This window comes from Acidovorax temperans, from assembly GCF_028596105.1.
GTDB lineage: Bacteria > Pseudomonadota > Gammaproteobacteria > Burkholderiales > Burkholderiaceae_C > Acidovorax > Acidovorax temperans.
Genome location: NZ_CP117193.1, coordinates 3,727,151 through 3,746,396 on the forward strand (window position 1 = coordinate 3,727,151; position 19,246 = coordinate 3,746,396).

Sequence of the window (19,246 nt, forward strand, 5' to 3'; positions counted from 1 at the left end):
TCACCGGGGCGGGCGAAACACCTGGGCATCTGCGTAAAACTCCGGCGCTTCGTTATCCGGCCACCAGCCGGGCACCCCCAGCACCGGCAGGGGTGCGAAAGGCTTGGTATCCCAGGGCTGGGGCTGCATGGCCTGCGCCAGCCAGCCATCTAAAGCAGCTATGGATTTTATAGCTTCCGGCGCTTGATAGACGTGCGCCACCATCGGTTTTCGTGGTGAAACCAGCTTTTCCAGCAGGGCGTGGCCGAACAGCAACAGCCGGGCCTCGGCCCACAAAGGGCGCAGCTCGATGAAAAGGCGCTGCCAGTCCCGCGCGCGCAGGGCCTGCCACAGCGCAGCGGGCGCTTGCAGCAGAGCCCCGTTTTCATCAAACACCGTGAGCGCGTCACGCAGCGGACCGCGCACCGCGCCCACGCCGTCTTGCGCAATCGCCTGGGCCTGCAGTTCGTTGATGCGCCGCTTGGCCTGCGGAAATTCCAGCCACACCAGGCCGTTGAAAAAATCGTGCAGGTTGTCGCGCGTGGGCACGCAGCGGGTGTCCCAGATGAATTGCTCGTAGGCCTGCCCCTCGGGCAGATCGCTCTGGGGCACAAAACGCACCGGCGCGGGGGCGGCTGAAAGCGCGGCATGCACTGGCACACCGGGCGCTTGCAGCGCCGCCGCCAGAGGCTCTCCCCGGGTCTTCCAGGGCTGCAGCCAGGGTGCAGCCCAGTCGATGCGCTCTACACCAGGCGCCACGGCAACGCTTCACCCGCGCGCAGGGGCTTGAGGTTGGCTTCGCCAAACACAAAGCTTTCGGGCGGCGTCCACGACTCGCGGCGCAGGGTGATGGTGCCGGTGTTGCGCGGCAGGCTGTAGAAGTCGGGGCCGTGGAAGCTGGCAAAGCCTTCGAGCTTGTCGAGCGCGCCCGCGTTGTCAAACGCTTCGGCGTACATCTCCATGGCCGCGTGGGCGGTGTAGCAGCCGGCGCAGCCGGTGGCGTGTTCCTTGAGGTGCGCGGGGTGCGGGGCGCTGTCGGTGCCCAGGAAGAACTTGCTGCTGCCGCTGGTGGCGGCCTGCACCAGCGCCACACGGTGCGTTTCGCGCTTGAGCACGGGCAGGCAGTAGTAATGAGGGCGCACGCCGCCCACAAAGATGGCGTTGCGGTTGTACAGCAGGTGGTGCGCGGTGATGGTGGCGGCGGTGAAGCGATCCGCCTGGGCCACGTAGTCGGCAGCGTCTTTGGTGGTGATGTGCTCGAAGACGATCTTCAGCTCGGGGAAGTCTCGGCGCAGCGGGATGAGCTGCTGCTCGATGAACACGGCCTCGCGGTCAAACAGGTCGATGTCGCTGCTGGTCACTTCGCCGTGTACCAAGAGCAGCATGCCAGCCTTTTGCATGGCTTCGAGCGTTTTGTAGGTCTTGCGCAGGTCGGTCACGCCCGCATCGCTGTTGGTGGTGGCGCCAGCGGGGTAGAGCTTGCAGGCCACCACGCCTGCGGCCTTGGCGCGCACGATTTCTTCGGGCGGCAGGTTGTCGGTGAGGTACAGCGTCATCAGCGGCTCAAAGCTCACACCTGCGGGCACGGCGGCCAGGATGCGCTGCTTGTAGGCCAGGGCCTGCTCTGCCGTGGTGACCGGCGGGCGCAGGTTGGGCATGATGATGGCTCGGCCAAACTGGGCGGCCGTATGGGGCACGACGGTGTGCAGGGGTTCGCCGTCGCGCACATGCAGATGCCAGTCGTCAGGGCGGGTGATGGTGAGGGTGTGGGGTGCTGCAGTCATGGGCTCCATTGTCCCATTGCCTCCAGCCCTGCCACAGCCTTCTGCAGCATTGCTATATTTTTAATAGCTACTTGCGCCTTCTATTCGGGCGCTAGAGCCTGAATTGGCTTCAATTCACGCGCCCGTGCCCGACATTGAAGTTATTCGGCCTTGATGCCAGCGCGCTTGACCACGTCGCCAAACTTCACCATGCGCTCGGCCATCATCTTTTCGAAGGCGGCAGGCGTCATCTCTTCGGGCGGGATGACGCCACGGTCTTTGAGGTTGGCGATCATCGCGGGCGATGCTGCCACCTGGCGCACGGCCTTGTGCAGGGTTTGCACCGCAGCGTCGGGCGTACCGGCGGGTGCGGCAATGCCGATCCAGGACGTGAGGTTGAGCTGGGGGTAGCCCACTTCGGCCAGGGTCGGTACATCGGGCAGTTGGGGCAGGCGCTGGTCATTGGCTACCGCCAGTGCACGCACCTTGCCCGCCTGGATGTGCGGCAGCATGATGACAGGGCCTGCTCACGCTATTTTTGGAGTCGCGAAGGCTCTTGCCGACGGGTCAATCTAGGCGCGTGACGCCGCGTGTGCATGTGCACACGCAAGGAGCGCAACGACGAGTGGCGCGTCGGCAAGGGCCTTCCCTTCGGGTTGCCCGGCCTGAGGGGCCGTCTGCGGCGTTGCCCGCGCTTGCAAGGTACCTACCTTGCCGCGCGCGGGCACCTGGCATCCAGCCCCCAGGCCGGGCAACGCGATCCCCAAAAATAGCGTGAACAGGCCCTGGGTTGTCGAGGATGAACTGCACCTCGTTGCCCAGCACGCCCGTGATCAGCGGCGTGCCCCACGGTAGGGAATGTGCGTGGTGAACACGCCCGTGGAGGCCTTGAGCATTTCCACGTTCAACTGGCCCATGCTGCCCACGCCGCCACTGCCGTAGTTGAGCTTGCCGGGGTTCTTCTTGGCGTAGTCGATGAACTCCTTGAAGGTCTTGAACGGCAGGCTGCTGTGCACCACCAGCGCGTTGGGCAGGCGCCCCAGGATGGCGATGTTTTCAAAGTCCTTGACCGGGTCGTAGCCCACCTGGGGCTGGGTCAGCGGGTTGGCCAGATGGCTGCTTTGCGACGACACCACCAGGGTGTAGCCGTCGGCCTTGGCACGCGCCACGTATTGCGCACCCACAGAGCCACCCGCACCGGGACGGTTTTCCACCACGATGGGCACGCCCAGCACGCGCGACAGAGGCTCCGAATACTGGCGGGCCATGATGTCCACCGAGCCGCCGGGTGGGAAGGGCACCACCATGGTGATGGGGCGCGAAGGGTATTTGTCTTGCGCAACGGCAGGCAGCGCAGCCAGGCCAGCCAGGCCCAGGCCGATGGAAAGGAGAAGTCGGCGGGAAGAGAATTTCATAGGGCTCAAAGGTCTCACGGGATCAATAAAAAGTCTTCAATGAGCGCGCTCCACGGCTGCACCGTAGGCTTCAGGGGTGCCGCAGCACGGCCAGTGCCACGGCCTGTGCGCGCGGCACAAAGGTGGTCAGCTCGCAATATTCGCGCTCGGTGTGCGGGTGGCCGCCCACGGGCCCGGTGGCGCACAGGGTGGGCACGCCCACCGAGGCGGTGAGGCCGCTGTCGGCTGCGCCGCCAGTGAACTCGCCCTGCACTTCAAAGCCCAGCGCGCGCGCTCTCTCCTGGTACAGCGCCAGAAGGTAGTCGGGCGTGGGTTTCATGGGCAAGGTGCTGCGGGCCACGGTGATGCGGCCCTGGGTGCGCGGCACGCTTTCTTCTTCGATGATGGCGCGCACACGGGCCAGCAGATCCTCCGGGTTGGTGTCGGCAGTGAAGCGCAGGTCCAGCTCCGCCCGGGCATGGGGGGCCACCATGTTGGACACCACACCGCCGTGCACCACACCCACGTTGGCGGTGACGCCAGTGGCAGGGTCGGTCAGCGCGTGCAGGGCCAGCGTCTTGCGGGCCAGGGCCACGTGCCTGGCGCAGGACAAGGGCCGGGTGCATGTGCTGGCGCAGATCAACAGTGCACCCGTGGGCTCGTGGCTGGCCCTGCACCTGAACATGTGCCGCCCCGGCGTGCAGGAACTGGGCGCTGGCGCCATGGACACCACCGACCAACTGCTGTGGGTGCAGCCCGACGATGTGCTGCTGGTCTTCAGCATCCGCCGCTACGCCAGTGGCCCTGCCAAAGTGGCGCAGCACTTTCGCGACGCGGGGGGCCAGGTACTGGCGATTACCGACAGCCCGGCCGCACCCGTGGCGACGCTGGCACACCACCATCTTCAAGTGCATACCTCAAACGCCTCGCCGTTCGATTCATAAACCGCCGCGTTCTTCCTGTGCAACGCGCTCGTCTCTGCTGTGGCCCAGCTACGGCACGGGGCAGTGCCGCAGGTGCTGGCCCGGCGCGACAGCCTGTGGGACCAGTTTGAATCACAGCGCTTGCTGGATCCTCCCGCCTGCCGCAGTGCCGGTACGCGCCGCAAACCAGCAGACAAGAAGTAGCGCCAGCCCGCCACGCCCTCACCGCAAGGCGGCATGAAAAAAGGCACCCGAGGCTGCCTTTGAACCAACGCACTGCGGCAGCGCGCCGCAGAGTCATCAGTGCTGCAGGATCTTGTTGAGAAAGTCCTTGGTGCGGGGCTGGCGTGCGTCGGGGTTGTTGAAGAACTCCTCTTTCGAGCAGTCTTCCAGAATGCGGCCGCCCACGTCCATGAAGATCACGCGGTTGCTCACCTTGCGGGCAAAGCCCATTTCGTGGGTCACGCACATCATGGTCATGCCTTCGTTGGCCAGGCCCACCATCACGTCCAGCACTTCGCCCACCATTTCAGGGTCGAGCGCGGAGGTGGGTTCGTCGAACAGCATCACGATGGGGTCCATCGACAGCGCGCGCGCAATGGCCACGCGCTGCTGCTGGCCACCCGAGAGCTGGCCTGGGAACTTGTCCTTGTGGGCGATCAGGCCCACGCGCTCCAGCATCTTCAGGCCGCGCTTCTTGGCATCATCGGCCGTACGGCCCAGCACCTTGATCTGCGCAATCGTCAGGTTGTCCGTCACCGACAGGTGCGGGAACAACTCGAAATGCTGGAACACCATGCCCACGCGGCTGCGCAGCTTGGGCAGGTCGGTCTTGGGGTCGTGCAGCTTGATGCCGTCTACCGTGATTTCGCCCTTCTGGAAGGGTTCGAGCGCGTTGATGGTCTTGATGAGCGTGGACTTGCCCGAGCCCGAGGGGCCGCACACCACCACCACTTCACCTTTGCTGATGGTGGCCGAGCACTCGTTGAGCACCTGCACTGGGCCATACCACTTGGATACGTTCTTGAGTTCGATCATGTTTTATTCCTCAGTCTCTCGGATCACCGGATGATGGCGATCTTCTGGTGCAGGCGCTTCACAGCCCAGGACAGCGCGTAGCACATCACAAAGTACAGGACGGCAGCGGCCAGGTACGCCTCGATGGGTCGGCCAAAGTTCTTGCCCGCCACTTCAAAGCCCTTGAGCATGTCGTAGGCGCCAATCGCGTACACCAGCGAGGTGTCCTGGAACAGGATGATGGTCTGGGTCAGCAGCACAGGCAGCATGTTGCGGAAGGCCTGGGGCAGCACCACCAGCTTCATGTTCTGGCTGTAGGTCATGCCCAGCGCCTGCCCGGCATACACCTGCCCACGCGGAATGGACTGGATACCCGCACGCATGATTTCGCTGAAGTACGCGGCCTCGAACGCGATGAAGGTGACCACCGCCGACAACTCAGCACCAATGGGGCGACCGATGATGGCGGGCATCAGCAGGAAGAACCACAGAATCACCATGACCAGCGGAATGCTGCGCATGCCGTTGACGTAAATGGTGGCGGGCACATCCAGCCATTTGCGGCCCGACAGGCGCATCAGCGCCAGCACCGTGCCAAACAGCACGCCGCCAATGGTGGCGACCAGGGTGAGCATCAGGCTGAAGTACAGCCCCTTCAGGACGAAGTTGGAGATCAGGTCCCAGTTGTAGAAGGAAAAGTCGAGATTCATGTTCAGTGACCTCCGCCCGCTCCGCCTGCCACCACCATGCCGGGGATGCGCACGCGCTTTTCAATGAAGGCCATGATGCGGTTGATGGCGAAGGCCGACACGATATAAAGCCCGGTCACCGCCAGGTAGACCTCAATGCCGCGCGAGGTTTCTTCCTGCGCCTGCATGGCAAACATCGTGAGCTCAGCCACCGAAACGGCAAACGCCACCGACGAGTTCTTGAAGATGTTCATCGTCTCGCTGGTCAGCGGCGGCACGATGATGCGAAACGCCATCGGCAGCAGCACATAGCGGTACGTCTGGAACGTGGTGAACCCCATGGCCATGCCTGCATAGCGCTGGCCGCGTGGCAACGCCTGGATGCCCGAGCGCACCTGCTCGGCAATACGCGCCGAGGTAAAAAAGCCCAAGGCAAACACCACCAGCACAAACCCCGGCACGCCCTTCATGGCTGGCACCAGGGTCGGCACCACGTGGTACCACAAGAAAATTTGCACGAGCAACGGTATGTTGCGGAACAGCTCCACCCACGCGTTGCCCAACCGGGTCACGATGGGGCTGTTGGGCAACGTGCGCAACGTGCCGATCAGCGAGCCAATGACCAACGCCAGCAACAAAGCCAGCAGCGATACAGACACCGTCCACCCCCAGGCCGACAGCATCCAGTCGAGGTAAGTGATGTCGCCGCCTTTGCCAAAGCAGCCTTGCACCACTTCCCGTTCAATGGTGTCCTGGCAGAACACCTGCCAATCCCAACTCATAGGATCACCCCTTAGTTATTTGATATTGCGTTGGCGCCACCGCTTGGAAGCCCAACAAAAAACGCCCCTTCAAACCCACTGTTCGAAGGGGCGCAGGTGATCCAGGAATTACTTCTTGGCGTAGTCTTCCATGGGCTTGTCGTTGGGGTTGGCCCAGGCAGCCTTGGTGGCTTCAGACAAAGGCAGGCCGATCTTCACGTTGGCTGGAGGCACGGGCTGCATGAACCACTTGTCGTACAGCTTGGCCAGCGAGCCGTCCTTGATCTGGCGCTTGATGGAGTCGTCCACAGCCTTCTTGAAGGCGGGGTCATCCTTGCGCAACATGCAGGCGATGGGTTCCACGCTCAGCACTTCGCCCACGATCTTGTAGTCGGCAGGGTTCTTGGACTTGGAGATGTTGGCGGCCAGGATGGAGCCATCCATCACGAATGCGTCGGCACGGCCGGTTTCCAGCATCAGGAAGCTGTCAGCGTGGTCCTTGCCGAACACTTCCTTGAAGTCGATGCCGCCAGCACGTTCGTGCTTGCGCAGGGTCTGCACCGAGGTCGTGCCGGTGGTGGTGGCCACGGTCTTGCCGTTCAGGTCCTTGATGGAATTGATGCTCGAGTTGGCCTTGGTGGCAATGCGCACTTCTTCCACATAGGTGGTCACGGCAAACGCCACGTCCTTCTGGCGGGCGGCGTTGTTGGTGGTGGAGCCGCACTCCAGGTCCACCGTGCCGTTGGTCACCAGGGGCACGCGGTTTTGCGAGGTGACGGGCTGGTACTTGATGTCCAGCTTGGGCAAGCCCAGTTGCTTCTGGATATCGGCAAGGATGACTTCAGCCATCTCGGTGTGGAAGCCCACGTACTTGCCGTTGCCCAGGGTGTAGGACAAGCCGGAGGACTCACGCACTCCGAGGGTTACGCTACCGGAGGCCTTGATTTTGGCCAGCGTGTCGTTCGCCTGAGCAAACACGCTGCCAGCAGCCAAGGCGGTGACGGCAATAGCCAACAAATGCTTTTTCATAGAGGTCTCCTTAGTGGATAGGACAGAGAGAATCGGAAGCGCGCTTGCATGCCAATCGTGCCGGCGAGGCAAGTGCTTCCAGCAATAAGCCGTGGGCGGTCATCTTATTCAGAACGGAACCTGGTCGGTAGGGTATTTCCAGAAGTCCCTGAGTAAATAGCTGACCGGTATGTTCAACGGCTTGTTGTGGGGTGGGATAGGTTGGGCAAACCACTTATCGTAAATCGGATAGATCTCGCGGCTGGTGATCAGACGCTTCATTTCTTCGTCCACCAGCTTTTTAAATTCGGGGTCGTTCTTGGGCAGCATGATGGCCAAGGGCTCGGTGGTGACGAATCGGCCCACCACCTTGAGTGCTTTCGGGTCTGGGCGAGCAGCTGCCAGACCGTACAGGAGCACATCGTCCATCAAAAACGCATCGGCCTCACCCTTCTCGACCATTTCCACGCCACGGGCATGGTCTGGCGCCTCCACGATCTTGATACCCATCAGGCGCTCGCGATTGGCTTGCGTCACCGCCTTGAGGGGCGTGGTGCCTTGCGTCGAAGCGAGGATTTTGCCCTGCAAGTCTTCGAGGCGATCAATGGAGCTGGAGGCCTTGGTCAACAAGCGTGCGCCCGTGATGAAGTGGGGCACCGTGAAAGCCACCTTCTGGCGGCGCTCGGCATTGTTGGTGGTGGATCCGCATTCCAGATCAGCCTTGCCCTGCTCGATCATTTCGATGCGGTTGGCGGGTGAGACCATGACGAACTCCACCGCCATGTCCTTGGCGCCCGTCTTCTTGCGCACCACTTCGGCCAGGCGCAGGCACAGGTCTACCGCATAGCCCACGGGCTTGCCCGAAGCCACGTACGAAAACGGCACGGCAGATTCGCGGTGTGCAATCACCAGCTTGCCCCCGGCGCTGATGCGCTCCAGCACCGTGGCGGCCGTTGCGGCAGGCACACAGCACAGGGCCGCAAGGCACCATGCAAATCCCCAATATTGTTTAGTCATACAAAGTTTCCCTGCGTGACCCAGAAAGCACCTTGCAAACTTTGCGCCATTGCCCGCCGGTGGCGGCCAGCAAGTGCAATTCACCCGCGCGGGCCAACTAAAAACTTACTGCAGACTTTCAGATCAAGGCGCGACTGTACGTTTCAGTTTGGTGAAACACCAATGCTGATTGCGCGCCCTGTTATGCAAAACTTTTATACCCGTATTTACCCTAGGCATGGGCCAGACTGCGTTTGCAGGTAGGCCCAGAGGGCTTGGGCCGTGCCTTTGGCAGACTCCTTGCCCGCAGGCTTTTCACGGTAGGCGCGCACATCCATGGTCATCTGCAAGCCTTCGGTATCGGCGGGTGCAGCACTTACCAGGCGCTTGGAACGCAGTTCCTTTTTCACCGCACTGTGGGGCAGAAAGGCCACGCCATGCCCTTCGAGCGCCATGGCTTTCAGGCCTTCGGCCATGTCGGTTTCGTACACCCGCTCCAGATGGATGGGCGTGTGGGACTCTTTCAGGATCAGCTCCGTCACCCGCCCCAGGTAGGCCCCCGGCGCATAGCCCAGGTAGGGCAGTGGCTGCCCGGCGCGGCCCGGCAGGCGGAACAGCGGGTCGCCATCGGCGTCGGGCTTGCTGTAGGGCGACAGCACTTCCTGCCCCAGGCTGACCATTTCGTAGCGGTTGGCATCCAGCTGAAAGGGCTGGGATGAGTGGTGGTAGGCAATGAGCAGATCGCAGCCACCTTCCACCAGCCGCATCACGGCGTCGTGCACATTCAGCGCAATCAGGCGGCTTTTGAAGGGCCCGAACTTTTCGTGCAGGCTCGACACCCAGGCCGGGAAGAACGTGAACGCCAGTGTGTGCGGCACGGCAAACTCGATCATGTCCTTGCCGGCGCTGGTGTGTCCGCGCAGCATGGCGCGCGTGTTTTGCAGTGCCTGCAGCATTTCCAGCGCCTGGTCGTACAGCGTCTTGCCCGCGGGCGTGAGACGCGTGGGGTACGAACTGCGGTCCACCAGATCAGTGCCCGCCCAGGCTTCCAGGGCCTGGATGCGCCGCGAGAACGCGGGCTGTGTCACATGCCGCAGCTGGGCTGAACGGCTGAAGCTGCGGGTCTCCGCAAGGCTGACGAAATCTTCTAACCACTTGGTTTCCATCGGCAACATTATCCGCGCCTGACTGGAACCTTGCGCACGCAACCCGGCCGACAGGCCCTGCGGAATGGGTGGCGCTTCAAGCGTCGCATAATGTAACGGGGGCTTCAACCACGCGCCCACGTCCTGCCTTGGGTTGCACAACATCCTCGGGGCATCGACATTGAGAACCTGTTCAAAGTCTTTTTGGTGCTGCTGACATGGCTTGCCGCGATGAGGGCAAGGCCTGGAATGCGCTCCATCGCCCCGTACGCTTGCCGGCGCTGTTGCTCACCCAGCATGGCCCGCAGCAGATCGGGCGGCGAGGCACTCGCCCACAGGGTTGCGTTGAAGCCAGCAAAGAGACTCTGAACAGGTTCTGAAACCTGTTCCGTTTTTCCGCACCCGCTCTCCATGTCCTCCACCCCTCCCCCCAGCCCGTCCGAGCAGGAGCCCCGCTCACTGCAGTTTGAAGACTGGCTCACCGTCATCGTCATGGCGGCCCTGGCGCTCATCACCTTTGCCAATGTGCTGGTGCGCTACTTCACCAATTCGTCGTTCGCCTGGACGGAAGAAATCTCCGTCTTCCTGATGATTGCCCTGGCACTCATTGCAGGCTCTGCCGCCGTCGCACGCGACCAGCACATCCGCATCGAGTACTTTGCCGAGGGCGGCTCGGCCCTGCGCAGCAAGCGCCTGTCCATGCTGGGCGCGGCCACCGTGGCTGTGCTGTTTGGCGTGATTGCCGTGCTCAGCGTACGCGTGGTGTGGGACGACTACCGTTTTGGCGAAACCTCGCCCGGCATTGGCGTGCCGCAGTGGTGGTATTCGATCTGGCTGCCCGTGTTCTCGGCCCTCATCACGCTGCGTGCCGTGGGCCTGTTCATCCGCCGCAGCCGCAGCAAGGTCGATGATTCGGAAGCCGCCCGCCCACAGGAGCCCCAAGCATGATCGCCACGCTGCTCTTTGTGGCCTTTCTGGGCCTGATGTTCGTGGGCGTGCCCATTGGCGCTGCGCTGGGCCTGGCGGGTGCCGCCGCCATTGCGCTGGCCAATGCCGACAGCCAGTGGTTTGGCCTGCTGGCCGTGCCGCAGAACTTCTACGCGGGCCTGGGCAAATACCCGCTGCTGGCCATTCCCATGTTCGTGCTGGTGGGCTCGATTTTTGACCGTTCGGGCGTGGCACTGAGGCTCGTCAACTTCGCCGTGGCGATGGTCGGCCGTGGCCCCGGCATGCTGCCACTGGTCGCCATTGCCGTGGCCATGTTCCTGGGCGGCATCTCGGGCTCCGGCCCCGCCAATGCGGCCGCCGTGGGTGGCGTGATGATTGCGGCCATGTCGCGCGCGGGCTACCCGCCCTCGTTCTCGGCCAGCGTGGTGGGCGCAGCAGCGGCTACCGACATCCTGATCCCGCCCTCGGTGGCGTTCATCATCTACTCGGTGCTGGTGCCCGGCGCCTCGGTGCCCGCGCTGTTCGCAGCCGGCATGGTGCCCGGCGTGCTGGCCGGCATTGCGCTGATCGTGCCCGCCGTGTGGATGGCCCGCAAACACAAGATGGGCGCGCTTGAGGCCACCATGCCCCGCCCACCGTTCTGGAAGAGCCTGCGCGAAGCCACCTGGGGCCTGGCTGCACCGGTGCTGATTCTGGGCGGCATGCGCGCTGGCTGGTTCACACCGACGGAAGCTGCCGTGGTGGCCGTGTTCTACGGCCTGTTCGTGGGCATGGTGATACACCGCACGATCAAGGTGCGCGACCTGTTCCCCATCCTGCGCGAGTCGGGCGAGCTGTCGGCGGTGATCCTCATCGTCGTGTCGCTGGCGGGCATCTTTGCCTATTCGCTGTCTACCCTCGGCGTGATCGACCCCGTGGCCAAGGCCATCGTGAACTCGGGCCTGGGCGAATACGGCGTGCTGGCGCTGCTCATCGTGCTGCTCATCACCGTGGGCATGTTCCTCGACGGCATCTCGATCTTCCTGATCTTTGTGCCGCTGCTCTTGCCCATCATGCAGCACTACCACTGGGACCCTGTCTGGTTCGGCGTCATCCTCACCCTCAAGGTGGCGCTGGGCCAGTTCACCCCGCCGCTGGCCGTGAACCTGATGGTGTCGTGCCGCATCGCCGGTGTGCGCATGGAGTCCACCGTGCGCTGGGTCGGCTGGATGCTGCTGGCCATGTTCCTGGTGATGGTGGCCGTGATCGCTTTCCCCCAACTCGCCCTGTGGCTGCCCGCCAAAATGGGCTATTGATTGATTTCTAACAAGGAGACTGACCCGATGAAACTGCGTACCTTCCTGACCTCTGCCGTGGCTGCCGCCCTGGCCTTCACCACCCCTGCCGCCCTGGCGCAAACCGCGTACAAGAGCGAATACCGCATGTCGCTGGTGCTGGGCACCGCCTTCCCCTGGGGCAAGGGCGGCGAGCTGTGGGCCAACAAAGTGCGCGAGCGCACCAATGGCCGCATCAACATCAAGCTGTACCCTGGCGTATCGCTGATCCAAGGCGACCAGACGCGTGAATTCAGCGCGCTGCGCCAAGGCGTGATCGACATGGCCGTGGGCTCCACCATCAACTGGTCGCCCCAGGTCAAGCAACTCAACCTGTTCTCGCTGCCCTTCCTGTTCCCCGACTACGCAGCCGTGGACGCGGTGACGCAAGGCGACGTGGGCAAGCAAATCTTCGCGACGCTGGACAAGGCGGGCGTGGTGCCCCTGGCCTGGGGCGAAAACGGCTACCGCGAAATCTCCAACTCCAAGGTCGCGATCAAGTCGCCCGCCGACCTCAAGGGCCTGAAGATCCGCGTGGTGGGCTCGCCCCTGTTCCTGGACACCTTCACCGCCCTGGGCGCCAATCCCACACAGATGAGCTGGGCCGATGCCCAGCCCGCATTCGCCAGCGGCGCGGTGGACGGCCAGGAGAACCCCATCGCCGTGTACCAGGCCGCCAAGCTGCACACCGTGGCCCAGAAGCACATCACCATGTGGGGCTACGTGAACGACCCGCTGATCTTTGTGGTGAACAAAGACATCTGGAACAGCTGGACACCCGCCGACCGCGAGATCGTGAAGCAGGCCGCCATTGACGCAGGCAAGGAAGAAATCGCCATCGCCCGCAAAGGCATGGTCGAGGCCGACAAGCCCCTGCTCAAGGAAATTGCCGCCAACGGCGTAACGGTGACCCAGCTGTCGGCCGCCGAGCGCGAAGCCTTCGTCAAGGCCACCCGGCCCGTGTACGACAAGTGGAAGAACCAGATCGGCGCCGACCTGGTGACCGCCGCTGAAAAGGCAATTGCCGCACGCAAGTAAGCGTAACGCTCCTAAAACCATAGCTTCTAGCGCTTGTACAGCAAGCGCTAGAAGCTTTTTTTATGCCTAAAACCCTGACCCCAACTGGGCATAGGCCCGACTGAGACAACGCAAGCTAACGATTCAACATTGGTAATACCAATAAAGAAAAATAAAGCTACAAAGACCATAAATCAGTATTAACCCTATCAGGCATAGCTCCTAGAAAGACCCAGAATCTCGCCAATTCGCATGGATTAGCATTTTTTGGTCACACCAATTTAGACCAACGTCTACCTGTGAAAGCAAGGCGCCGCCCGCCCCTTTCACGCAGGCCCGCAAGCACAGGTCGCCCGCCGACCCGCAACGCGAGCCTCAGGAGACCACGCCGCCTGGTCGGCGCGTCCACTGCGGTGAAGAAAGCCATGGGCCCTGGGCCCCTGTCTGCGTTTCAATGTCTTTGTCTTCGTTATGCAAACCCTCTGGCAGCAAAACTACGACCCGGCCGGGAACATCTGGCTGTCCGCGCTCGTAGCCCTCATTCCCATCGTCTTTTTCTTTCTGGCCCTGACCAAACTGCGGCTCAAGGGCTACCAGGCGGGCACCGTCACGGTGCTGCTGGCCCTGGGCGTGGCGCTGCTGTTCTACAAAATGCCCGTGAGCGCCGCGCTGGCCTCGGCCGTGTATGGCTTCTTCTACGGACTTTGGCCCATCGCCTGGATCATTGTGGCGGCCGTGTTTCTGTACAAGCTGTCGGTCAAGACCGGGCAGTTTGATGTGATCCGCAGCTCCATCCTGTCCGTCACGCACGACCAGCGCCTGCAGCTCATCCTGGTGGGCTTTTGCTTTGGCGCGTTTCTGGAAGGCGCTGCCGGCTTTGGCGCCCCCGTGGCCATCACCGCTGCGCTGCTGGTGGGCCTGGGCTTCAAGCCGCTGTATGCCGCCGGTCTGTGCCTGATTGCCAACACCGCCCCCGTGGCCTTTGGCGCGATGGGCATTCCGGTCATCGTGGCCGGGCAGGTGTCGGGCATCGACCCCTTCCTCATCGGCCAGATGGCCGGGCGCCAGTTGCCCTTCATGACCATCCTGGTGCTGTTCTGGATCATGGCGATCATGGACGGCTGGCGCGGCGTGAAGGAGACCTGGCCTGCTGTGCTGGTGGGTGGCGGCTCGTTCGCCGTGGTGCAGTTCCTCACCGCCAACTACATTGGCCCCGAGCTGCCCGACATCACCTCGGCCATCGTCTCGCTGATTGCCCTCACAGCCTTCCTCAAGGTGTGGCAGCCCAAGCGCATCTTCCGTTTTGATACGGCAGAAAGCACGACCAGCCAGACCACCGGCACGAACGCACCCGCTGCAGCCAAGCCCCAAGCCGGTGCCGCTGCCCCACTTACCGCAGGCGCCATCCTCAAGGCCTGGTCGCCCTTCATCATCCTGACCGCGATGGTCACGCTGTGGAGCCTCAAGCCCTTCAAGGCACTGTTTGCTGCCGGTGGCCCGCTGGCCTCCACCATCATCAGCATCCCCGTGCCCATGCTCGACAAGCTGGTCGCCAAGATGCCCCCGGTGGTCGCGCAGGCCACGCCTTACGGCGCGGTGTACACCTTCAACTGGCTGGCCGCCACTGGCACGGCCATCCTGATCGCCGCCGTCCTGACCATCGCCTTCGCCCGCTTCTCCCCCGCCAAGGCCGTGGCCACGCTGGGCGAGACGGTGCGTGAACTGGTCATCCCCATCTACTCCATCGGCATGGTGCTGGCCTTTGCCTTCGTGGCCAACTACTCCGGCCTGTCGGCCACGCTGGCCCTGGCGCTGGCCCACACGGGCAAGGCGTTCACCTTCTTCTCGCCCTTCCTGGGCTGGATTGGTGTGTTCCTCACGGGCTCGGACACCTCGGCCAACGCCTTGTTTGGCGCGCTGCAGGCCACCACGGCCAACCAGCTGGGCCTGTCGCCCGTGCTCACCGTAGCGGCCAACACCACGGGTGGCGTCACCGGCAAGATGATTTCGCCCCAGTCCATCGCCATTGCCTGCGCGGCCGTGGGCCTGGCGGGCAAGGAATCGGACCTGTTCCGCTTCACCGTCAAGCACAGCCTGGTGTTCGCTGCCATCATCGGCATCATCTGCACGTTGCAGGCCTATGTGTTTACGTGGATGATTCCGGGTCATTGAAACCCTGCATCTGAGAGCCCCCATGCGCCTGGCCGATCACGTTGTCGAGAAACTGCTTGCCCTCGTGCAAGACCGCGGACTGCAGCCCGGACAGAAGCTGCCCGCAGAACGGCAACTGGCCGAGGAGCTGGGGGTGTCGCGCACCTCGGTGCGCGAAGCCATCCAGAAGCTCACCAGCCAGGGTGTGCTCTCGGCCCGGCGCGGCGATGGCACCTATGTGCAGCAGATCCACAAGCCCGCAGAGTGGCTGCAAGAAGCCATGGTGCCGCTGGCGGGCCTGATCGAATCAGACCCGCACTACCGCTACGACGTGCTGGAGACGCGCCACGCGCTGGAAACCAGCACCGCCTGGCTGGCCGCACAGCGCGCCACCGTGCAAGACAAAGTCCACATCCAGCGCTGCTTTGAAGTGATGCTGCAGCACCAGCAAAGCGGCCATGCCGAACTGGCCGCCCGCGCCGATGCGCAGTTCCACCTGGCCATTGCCGAAGCCTCGCACAACCTGGTGCTGGTGCAGGTGATGCAGAGCCTGTTCACCGTGGTGCTCTCCACCGTGGAGCGCAACCGCCACGACATGTTCCGCCTGAGCGCGCCCATCACGCTGCAGGCGCTGACGGCGCAGCACCAGAAGCTGATGCAGGCGATTCTGGACGGCGATCCGCAGCACGCACGCGAATGCATCGGCGAGCACCTGGAGCATGTGCGCACCACCATCCAGCGCATGGACGAAGACCGCGCCCGGCGCGAACGTTCCACACGCCTTCCCCTGGATCTAGCCCCCCAAGACCTGAAACAGCCACCATCATGATCATCTCTTCCAGCGCCGACTACCGCGCAGCAGCGCAACAGTTTCTTCCGCCCTTCCTGTTCCACTACATCGACGGCGGCGCCTATGCCGAGCAAACGCTGCGCCGCAATGTGGACGACTTCGCCGCCGTGGCGCTGCGCCAGCGCGTGCTCAAGGACATGAGCCAGCTCGACACCAGCATTGAGCTGTTTGGCGAAAAGCTCAGCATCCCCGTCGCCCTCTCGCCCGTGGGCCTGACCGGCATGTACCGCCGCCGCGGCGAGGTGCAGGCGGCCCGCGCGGCTGATCGCCACGGCATTCCGTTCACCATGTCCAGCGTGTCGGTCTGCCCCATTGAAGAAGTGGCGCCCAAAATCCAGCGCCCCATGTGGTTCCAGCTCTACGTGCTGAAAGACCGTGGCTTCATGCAAAACGCGCTGGAGCGCGCCCAAGCCGCAGGGTGCACCACCCTGGTGTTCACGGTGGACATGCCCGTGCCCGGCGCCCGCTATCGCGACGCGCATTCGGGCATGAGCGGCCCCAACGCCCCGCTGCGCCGCTACTGGCAGGCCATGACGCACCCCCGCTGGGCGGTGGACGTGGGCCTGCTGGGTCGCCCGCACGACCTGGGCAACATCTCGGCCTACCGCGGCAGCCCCACAGGCCTGCAGGACTACATGGGTTACCTGGGCGCCAACTTCGACCCATCCATCTCCTGGAAAGACCTGGAATGGATTCGCGCCTTCTGGAAGGGCCCCATGGTCATCAAGGGCATCCTGGACCCTGAGGACGCCAAGGACGCCGTGCGCTTTGGCGCGGACGGCATCATCGTCTCCAACCACGGTGGCCGCCAGCTCGACGGCGTGCTGTCGTCCGCCCGCGCCCTGCCCGCCATTGCGGACGCGGTGAAGGGCCAGATCAAGATCCTGGCCGACTCGGGCATCCGCAACGGGCTGGACGTGGTGCGCGCCATTGCCCTGGGCGCCGACTGCGCCATGATTGGCCGCGCCTACATCTACGCGCTGGCCGCAGCGGGTGAGGCGGGCGTCAAGCACCTGCTGGAGCTGCTGGAAAAAGAAATGCGCGTGGCCATGACGCTGACCAGCGTGGCACGAGTGGCGGACATTTCGGGCGATCTGCTGGTGCGCGAAGCGTGAGCAGCGCCCCCCAGGTTCCACGCGAAGCCCTGCTTGCACAGTTGCGCAACGCCGTGGGTGCTGCCCATGTCCTCACCGACGACCAGGCCACCCGGCGCTTTCGCAAAGGCCACCGCACGGGCGAAGGCCCGGTGCTGGCCGTGGTGCGCCCCGGCACGCTGCTGGAGCAGTGGAAGGTGCTGCAGGCCGCTGTGGCGGCGGGCCGCATCGTCATCATGCAGGCCGCCAACACGGGCCTGACCGGCGGCTCCACCCCCGACGGTGCCAACTACGACCGCGAGATCGTGCTGGTGAATACGCTGCGCATCACCGGTGTGCAAGTGATTGCCGGGGGCGATCAGGTGGTGTGCCTGCCCGGTGCCACCCTGGACAAGCTGGAGCAGACGCTGGCCCCGCTGGGGCGCGAGCCCCACTCGGTCATCGGCTCGTCGTGTATCGGCGCGTCGGTGCTGGGTGGCATCTGCAACAACTCGGGCGGCGCGCTGGTGCGCCGGGGCCCGGCGTACACCGAGCTGGCGTTGTACGCCCGCGTGAAGGACGACGGCACGCTGGAGCTGGTGAACCACCTGGGCATCGCCCTGGGCGATACACCCGAAGAAATCCTGACGCGCTTGCAAAACGGCGACTACGCCGAGGCCGACATCCAGCGCGACACCGGCCGGGTCGCCTCCGACGCCCGCTACGCCCAGGACGTGCGTGCCGTGGATGCAGACACCCCCGCCCGCTTCAATGCCGACCCGTCCCGCCTGTTCGAGGCCTCGGGCTCCGCAGGCAAGGTGTGCCTGTTTGCCGTGCGGCTGGACACCTTCCCCAAGGAACCCAGCACCGTGTTCTACATCGGCAGCAACACGCCCGATGACCTCACCGCCGTGCGCCGCCACCTGCTCACCGCCCTGCCCCGCCCGCCCATTGCCGGTGAATACATCCACCGCACCGCGTTTGACATTGGCGAGAAGTACGGCAAGGACACCTTCCTGCTCATCGACCGCTTTGGCACGGCCCGCGTGCCTGCGGCCTTTGCGCTCAAAAGCCGGTTTGATGGGTTCTTTGAACGCCTGGGCATGCGCGGCTTTGTGGACCACGCCATCCAGGCCGTGACACGCCTGCTGCCCAGCCACCTGCCCCGGCGCGTGCGCCAGTGGCGCGATCTGTACGAGCACCACCTGCTGGTGCGCGTATCGAACGACCAGGTGGAAGCCACCCGTGCATTCCTGACCGAGCACTTTGCGAACAGCACCCAGGGCGGCTGGTTCGAGTGCGATGCCGACGAGGGCCGCAAAGCCTTCCTGCACCGCTTTGCCATCGCAGGCGCGGCCATCCGCTACCGCGAGGTGCACCGCAGCGAGGTCGAAGACATCGTGGCGCTGGACATCGCCCTGCGCCGCAACGACCGCGAATGGGTGGAGCAACTGCCGCAGGACGTGGAGCGCGATGTGGTGCACAAGCTGTACTACGGCCACTTCTTCTGCCATGTGTTCCACCAGGACTACATCGTGAAGAAAGGCGTGGACCCGCTGGCCATGGAGCACCGCATGTGGGAGCTGCTGGACGCGCGCCGCGCCGAATACCCCGCCGAGCACAACGTGGGCCACCTCTACGTGGCCAAGCCCGCGCTGGCAGGCTTCTACCAGTCGCTGGACCCGACCAACACCTTCAATCCCGGCATCGGCCACACCCCGCGCGGGCGCAACTGGCAGGAGTGCAACCACGCCAACGGCGGCTGGCCCAAGGGGTATTCCGAAAACGCCTGAGCGCGCGCAGCCCAGCTATGGTCCATCGGCCGAAGTCGGGCCAGCGGGCGGCGCCGGGTGCTTGATGGCGTTCTTCACCAGCTTGCGCTCCACCGCGTCGCGCAAGTCCACGCCGGTGTGGTCGGCCAGTTGCAGCAGATAGAGCAGCACATCGGCCATCTCTTCACCCACACGCTCTTTCTGCGCGGGGTCGGCGGTGAGCTGTTGCGACTCCTCGGGCGTGAGCCACTGGAACAGCTCCTGCAGCTCGGCCGCCTCCACCATCAGCGCCATGGCCAGGTTCTTGGGCGTGTGGTACGGCTGCCATTGCCGTGCAGCGGCAAAGGCACGCAGGCGTTGCTGAAGGTCGGTCAGGTCCAGCGTCATGCGCCGCTCCTGGGTTGACCCACACATCGCCCAACGCAAATGCTATTGATTTCATAGCTG

At 63.9% G+C, this 19,246-nt stretch carries 16 protein-coding genes and 4 pseudogenes; 8 read left to right on the forward strand and 12 right to left on the reverse strand.

Going from position 1 to position 19,246, the window contains the following annotated elements:
- The 5 genes and pseudogenes from PQV96_RS17410 to PQV96_RS17430 form a co-directional block, all read right to left on the reverse strand.
- Complete coding sequence (locus PQV96_RS17410; RefSeq protein ID WP_273623721.1) at positions 1-738, reverse strand: DUF3025 domain-containing protein; 738 nt, start codon at positions 736-738, stop codon at positions 1-3.
- Positions 723-1,763: a dihydroorotase gene (pyrC, locus tag PQV96_RS17415; protein WP_207373118.1), complete on the reverse strand. Its 1,041-nt coding sequence runs from the start codon at positions 1,761-1,763 to the stop codon at positions 723-725. Before pyrC ends, PQV96_RS17410 begins: the two co-directional genes overlap by 16 nt.
- Positions 1,764-1,903: 140 nt before the next feature.
- Positions 1,904-2,260: pseudogene (locus tag PQV96_RS17420) on the reverse strand (Bug family tripartite tricarboxylate transporter substrate binding protein); the annotation flags it as partial.
- Positions 2,261-2,531: 271 nt separating this feature from the next.
- A pseudogene (locus tag PQV96_RS17425) lies at positions 2,532-3,157 on the reverse strand (Bug family tripartite tricarboxylate transporter substrate binding protein); the annotation flags it as partial.
- Between the two features lie 70 nt (positions 3,158-3,227).
- Positions 3,228-3,728, reverse strand: a pseudogene (locus PQV96_RS17430) (peptidase dimerization domain-containing protein); the annotation flags it as partial.
- Here PQV96_RS17430 and PQV96_RS17435 point away from each other — a divergent pair.
- A pseudogene (locus PQV96_RS17435) lies at positions 3,709-4,263 on the forward strand (MurR/RpiR family transcriptional regulator); the annotation flags it as partial. The pseudogenes PQV96_RS17430 and PQV96_RS17435 sit on opposite strands and share 20 nt — an antisense overlap.
- Positions 4,264-4,359: 96 nt before the next feature.
- Here the strand turns inward: PQV96_RS17435 and PQV96_RS17440 are convergent.
- From PQV96_RS17440 to PQV96_RS17465, 6 genes are all read right to left on the reverse strand, one after another.
- Complete coding sequence (locus tag PQV96_RS17440) at positions 4,360-5,097, reverse strand: amino acid ABC transporter ATP-binding protein (RefSeq protein WP_067513213.1); 738 nt, start codon at positions 5,095-5,097, stop codon at positions 4,360-4,362.
- Between the two features lie 23 nt (positions 5,098-5,120).
- Positions 5,121-5,786, reverse strand: coding sequence for an amino acid ABC transporter permease (locus PQV96_RS17445; RefSeq protein ID WP_044395812.1), 666 nt, complete (start codon positions 5,784-5,786; stop codon positions 5,121-5,123).
- A 2-nt stretch (positions 5,787-5,788) separates the two neighbouring features.
- Positions 5,789-6,547 (reverse strand): amino acid ABC transporter permease, encoded by a 759-nt coding sequence (locus PQV96_RS17450; protein WP_066696305.1) that lies wholly within the window; start codon positions 6,545-6,547, stop codon positions 5,789-5,791.
- Between the two features lie 108 nt (positions 6,548-6,655).
- On the reverse strand, positions 6,656-7,555 hold the full coding sequence (locus tag PQV96_RS17455; protein WP_066695037.1) for an amino acid ABC transporter substrate-binding protein: 900 nt from the start codon (positions 7,553-7,555) through the stop codon (positions 6,656-6,658).
- 108 nt (positions 7,556-7,663) lie between these two features.
- Positions 7,664-8,551: an amino acid ABC transporter substrate-binding protein gene (locus tag PQV96_RS17460; protein WP_273623722.1), complete on the reverse strand. Its 888-nt coding sequence runs from the start codon at positions 8,549-8,551 to the stop codon at positions 7,664-7,666.
- A gap of 206 nt (positions 8,552-8,757) precedes the next feature.
- Positions 8,758-9,696 carry a LysR family transcriptional regulator gene (locus PQV96_RS17465; protein ID WP_207373122.1) on the reverse strand — a complete coding sequence of 313 codons (939 nt, stop codon included), beginning with the start codon at positions 9,694-9,696 and terminating at the stop codon, positions 8,758-8,760.
- Between the two features lie 390 nt (positions 9,697-10,086).
- Between PQV96_RS17465 and PQV96_RS17470 the strand changes: the two genes are divergently transcribed.
- The 7 genes from PQV96_RS17470 to dld all read left to right on the forward strand — a co-directional run bounded on the left by PQV96_RS17470 (position 10,087) and on the right by dld (position 18,820).
- A complete protein-coding gene (locus tag PQV96_RS17470; RefSeq protein WP_207373123.1) occupies positions 10,087-10,623 on the forward strand; it encodes a TRAP transporter small permease in 537 nt (178 codons plus the stop codon).
- Positions 10,620-11,918 carry a TRAP transporter large permease gene (locus tag PQV96_RS17475; protein ID WP_207373124.1) on the forward strand — a complete coding sequence of 433 codons (1,299 nt, stop codon included), beginning with the start codon at positions 10,620-10,622 and terminating at the stop codon, positions 11,916-11,918. Before PQV96_RS17470 ends, PQV96_RS17475 begins: the two co-directional genes overlap by 4 nt.
- 27 nt (positions 11,919-11,945) lie before the next feature.
- Positions 11,946-12,974: a DctP family TRAP transporter solute-binding subunit gene (locus tag PQV96_RS17480; protein ID WP_207373125.1), complete on the forward strand. Its 1,029-nt coding sequence runs from the start codon at positions 11,946-11,948 to the stop codon at positions 12,972-12,974.
- Positions 12,975-13,424: 450 nt separating this feature from the next.
- On the forward strand, positions 13,425-15,125 hold the full coding sequence (gene lldP / locus PQV96_RS17485; RefSeq protein WP_207373126.1) for an L-lactate permease: 1,701 nt from the start codon (positions 13,425-13,427) through the stop codon (positions 15,123-15,125).
- 22 nt (positions 15,126-15,147) lie between these two features.
- Positions 15,148-15,933, forward strand: a complete 786-nt coding sequence (lldR, locus tag PQV96_RS17490) for a transcriptional regulator LldR (RefSeq protein ID WP_142082166.1) — start codon at positions 15,148-15,150, stop codon at positions 15,931-15,933.
- Positions 15,930-17,069 (forward strand): FMN-dependent L-lactate dehydrogenase LldD, encoded by a 1,140-nt coding sequence (gene lldD / locus PQV96_RS17495; RefSeq protein ID WP_273623723.1) that lies wholly within the window; start codon positions 15,930-15,932, stop codon positions 17,067-17,069. The genes lldR and lldD overlap by 4 nt, the downstream gene beginning before the upstream one ends.
- Positions 17,066-18,820: a D-lactate dehydrogenase gene (dld, locus tag PQV96_RS17500; protein ID WP_142082170.1), complete on the forward strand. Its 1,755-nt coding sequence runs from the start codon at positions 17,066-17,068 to the stop codon at positions 18,818-18,820. The genes lldD and dld overlap by 4 nt, the downstream gene beginning before the upstream one ends.
- Positions 18,821-18,835: 15 nt before the next feature.
- Here the strand turns inward: dld and PQV96_RS17505 are convergent, their stop codons facing one another.
- On the reverse strand, positions 18,836-19,186 hold the full coding sequence (locus PQV96_RS17505) for a nucleotide pyrophosphohydrolase (protein WP_420482158.1): 351 nt from the start codon (positions 19,184-19,186) through the stop codon (positions 18,836-18,838).
- Positions 19,187-19,246: the final 60 nt, after the last annotated feature.

Coding starts and splice junctions, on each gene's coding strand:
- PQV96_RS17505 (WP_420482158.1), bottom strand. CDS start 19,186: ATGACGCTGGACCTGACCGACCTTCAGCAACGCCTGCGTGCCTTTGCC.
- PQV96_RS17450 (WP_066696305.1), bottom strand. CDS start 6,547: ATGAGTTGGGATTGGCAGGTGTTCTGCCAGGACACCATTGAACGGGAA.
- lldR (WP_142082166.1), top strand. CDS start 15,148: ATGCGCCTGGCCGATCACGTTGTCGAGAAACTGCTTGCCCTCGTGCAA.
- PQV96_RS17480 (WP_207373125.1), top strand. CDS start 11,946: ATGAAACTGCGTACCTTCCTGACCTCTGCCGTGGCTGCCGCCCTGGCC.
- PQV96_RS17460 (WP_273623722.1), bottom strand. CDS start 8,551: ATGACTAAACAATATTGGGGATTTGCATGGTGCCTTGCGGCCCTGTGC.
- lldD (WP_273623723.1), top strand. CDS start 15,930: ATGATCATCTCTTCCAGCGCCGACTACCGCGCAGCAGCGCAACAGTTT.
- PQV96_RS17455 (WP_066695037.1), bottom strand. CDS start 7,555: ATGAAAAAGCATTTGTTGGCTATTGCCGTCACCGCCTTGGCTGCTGGC.
- PQV96_RS17470 (WP_207373123.1), top strand. CDS start 10,087: ATGTCCTCCACCCCTCCCCCCAGCCCGTCCGAGCAGGAGCCCCGCTCA.
- PQV96_RS17445 (WP_044395812.1), bottom strand. CDS start 5,786: ATGAATCTCGACTTTTCCTTCTACAACTGGGACCTGATCTCCAACTTC.
- lldP (WP_207373126.1), top strand. CDS start 13,425: ATGCAAACCCTCTGGCAGCAAAACTACGACCCGGCCGGGAACATCTGG.
- pyrC (WP_207373118.1), bottom strand. CDS start 1,763: ATGACTGCAGCACCCCACACCCTCACCATCACCCGCCCTGACGACTGG.
- PQV96_RS17475 (WP_207373124.1), top strand. CDS start 10,620: ATGATCGCCACGCTGCTCTTTGTGGCCTTTCTGGGCCTGATGTTCGTG.
- PQV96_RS17465 (WP_207373122.1), bottom strand. CDS start 9,696: ATGGAAACCAAGTGGTTAGAAGATTTCGTCAGCCTTGCGGAGACCCGC.
- PQV96_RS17440 (WP_067513213.1), bottom strand. CDS start 5,097: ATGATCGAACTCAAGAACGTATCCAAGTGGTATGGCCCAGTGCAGGTG.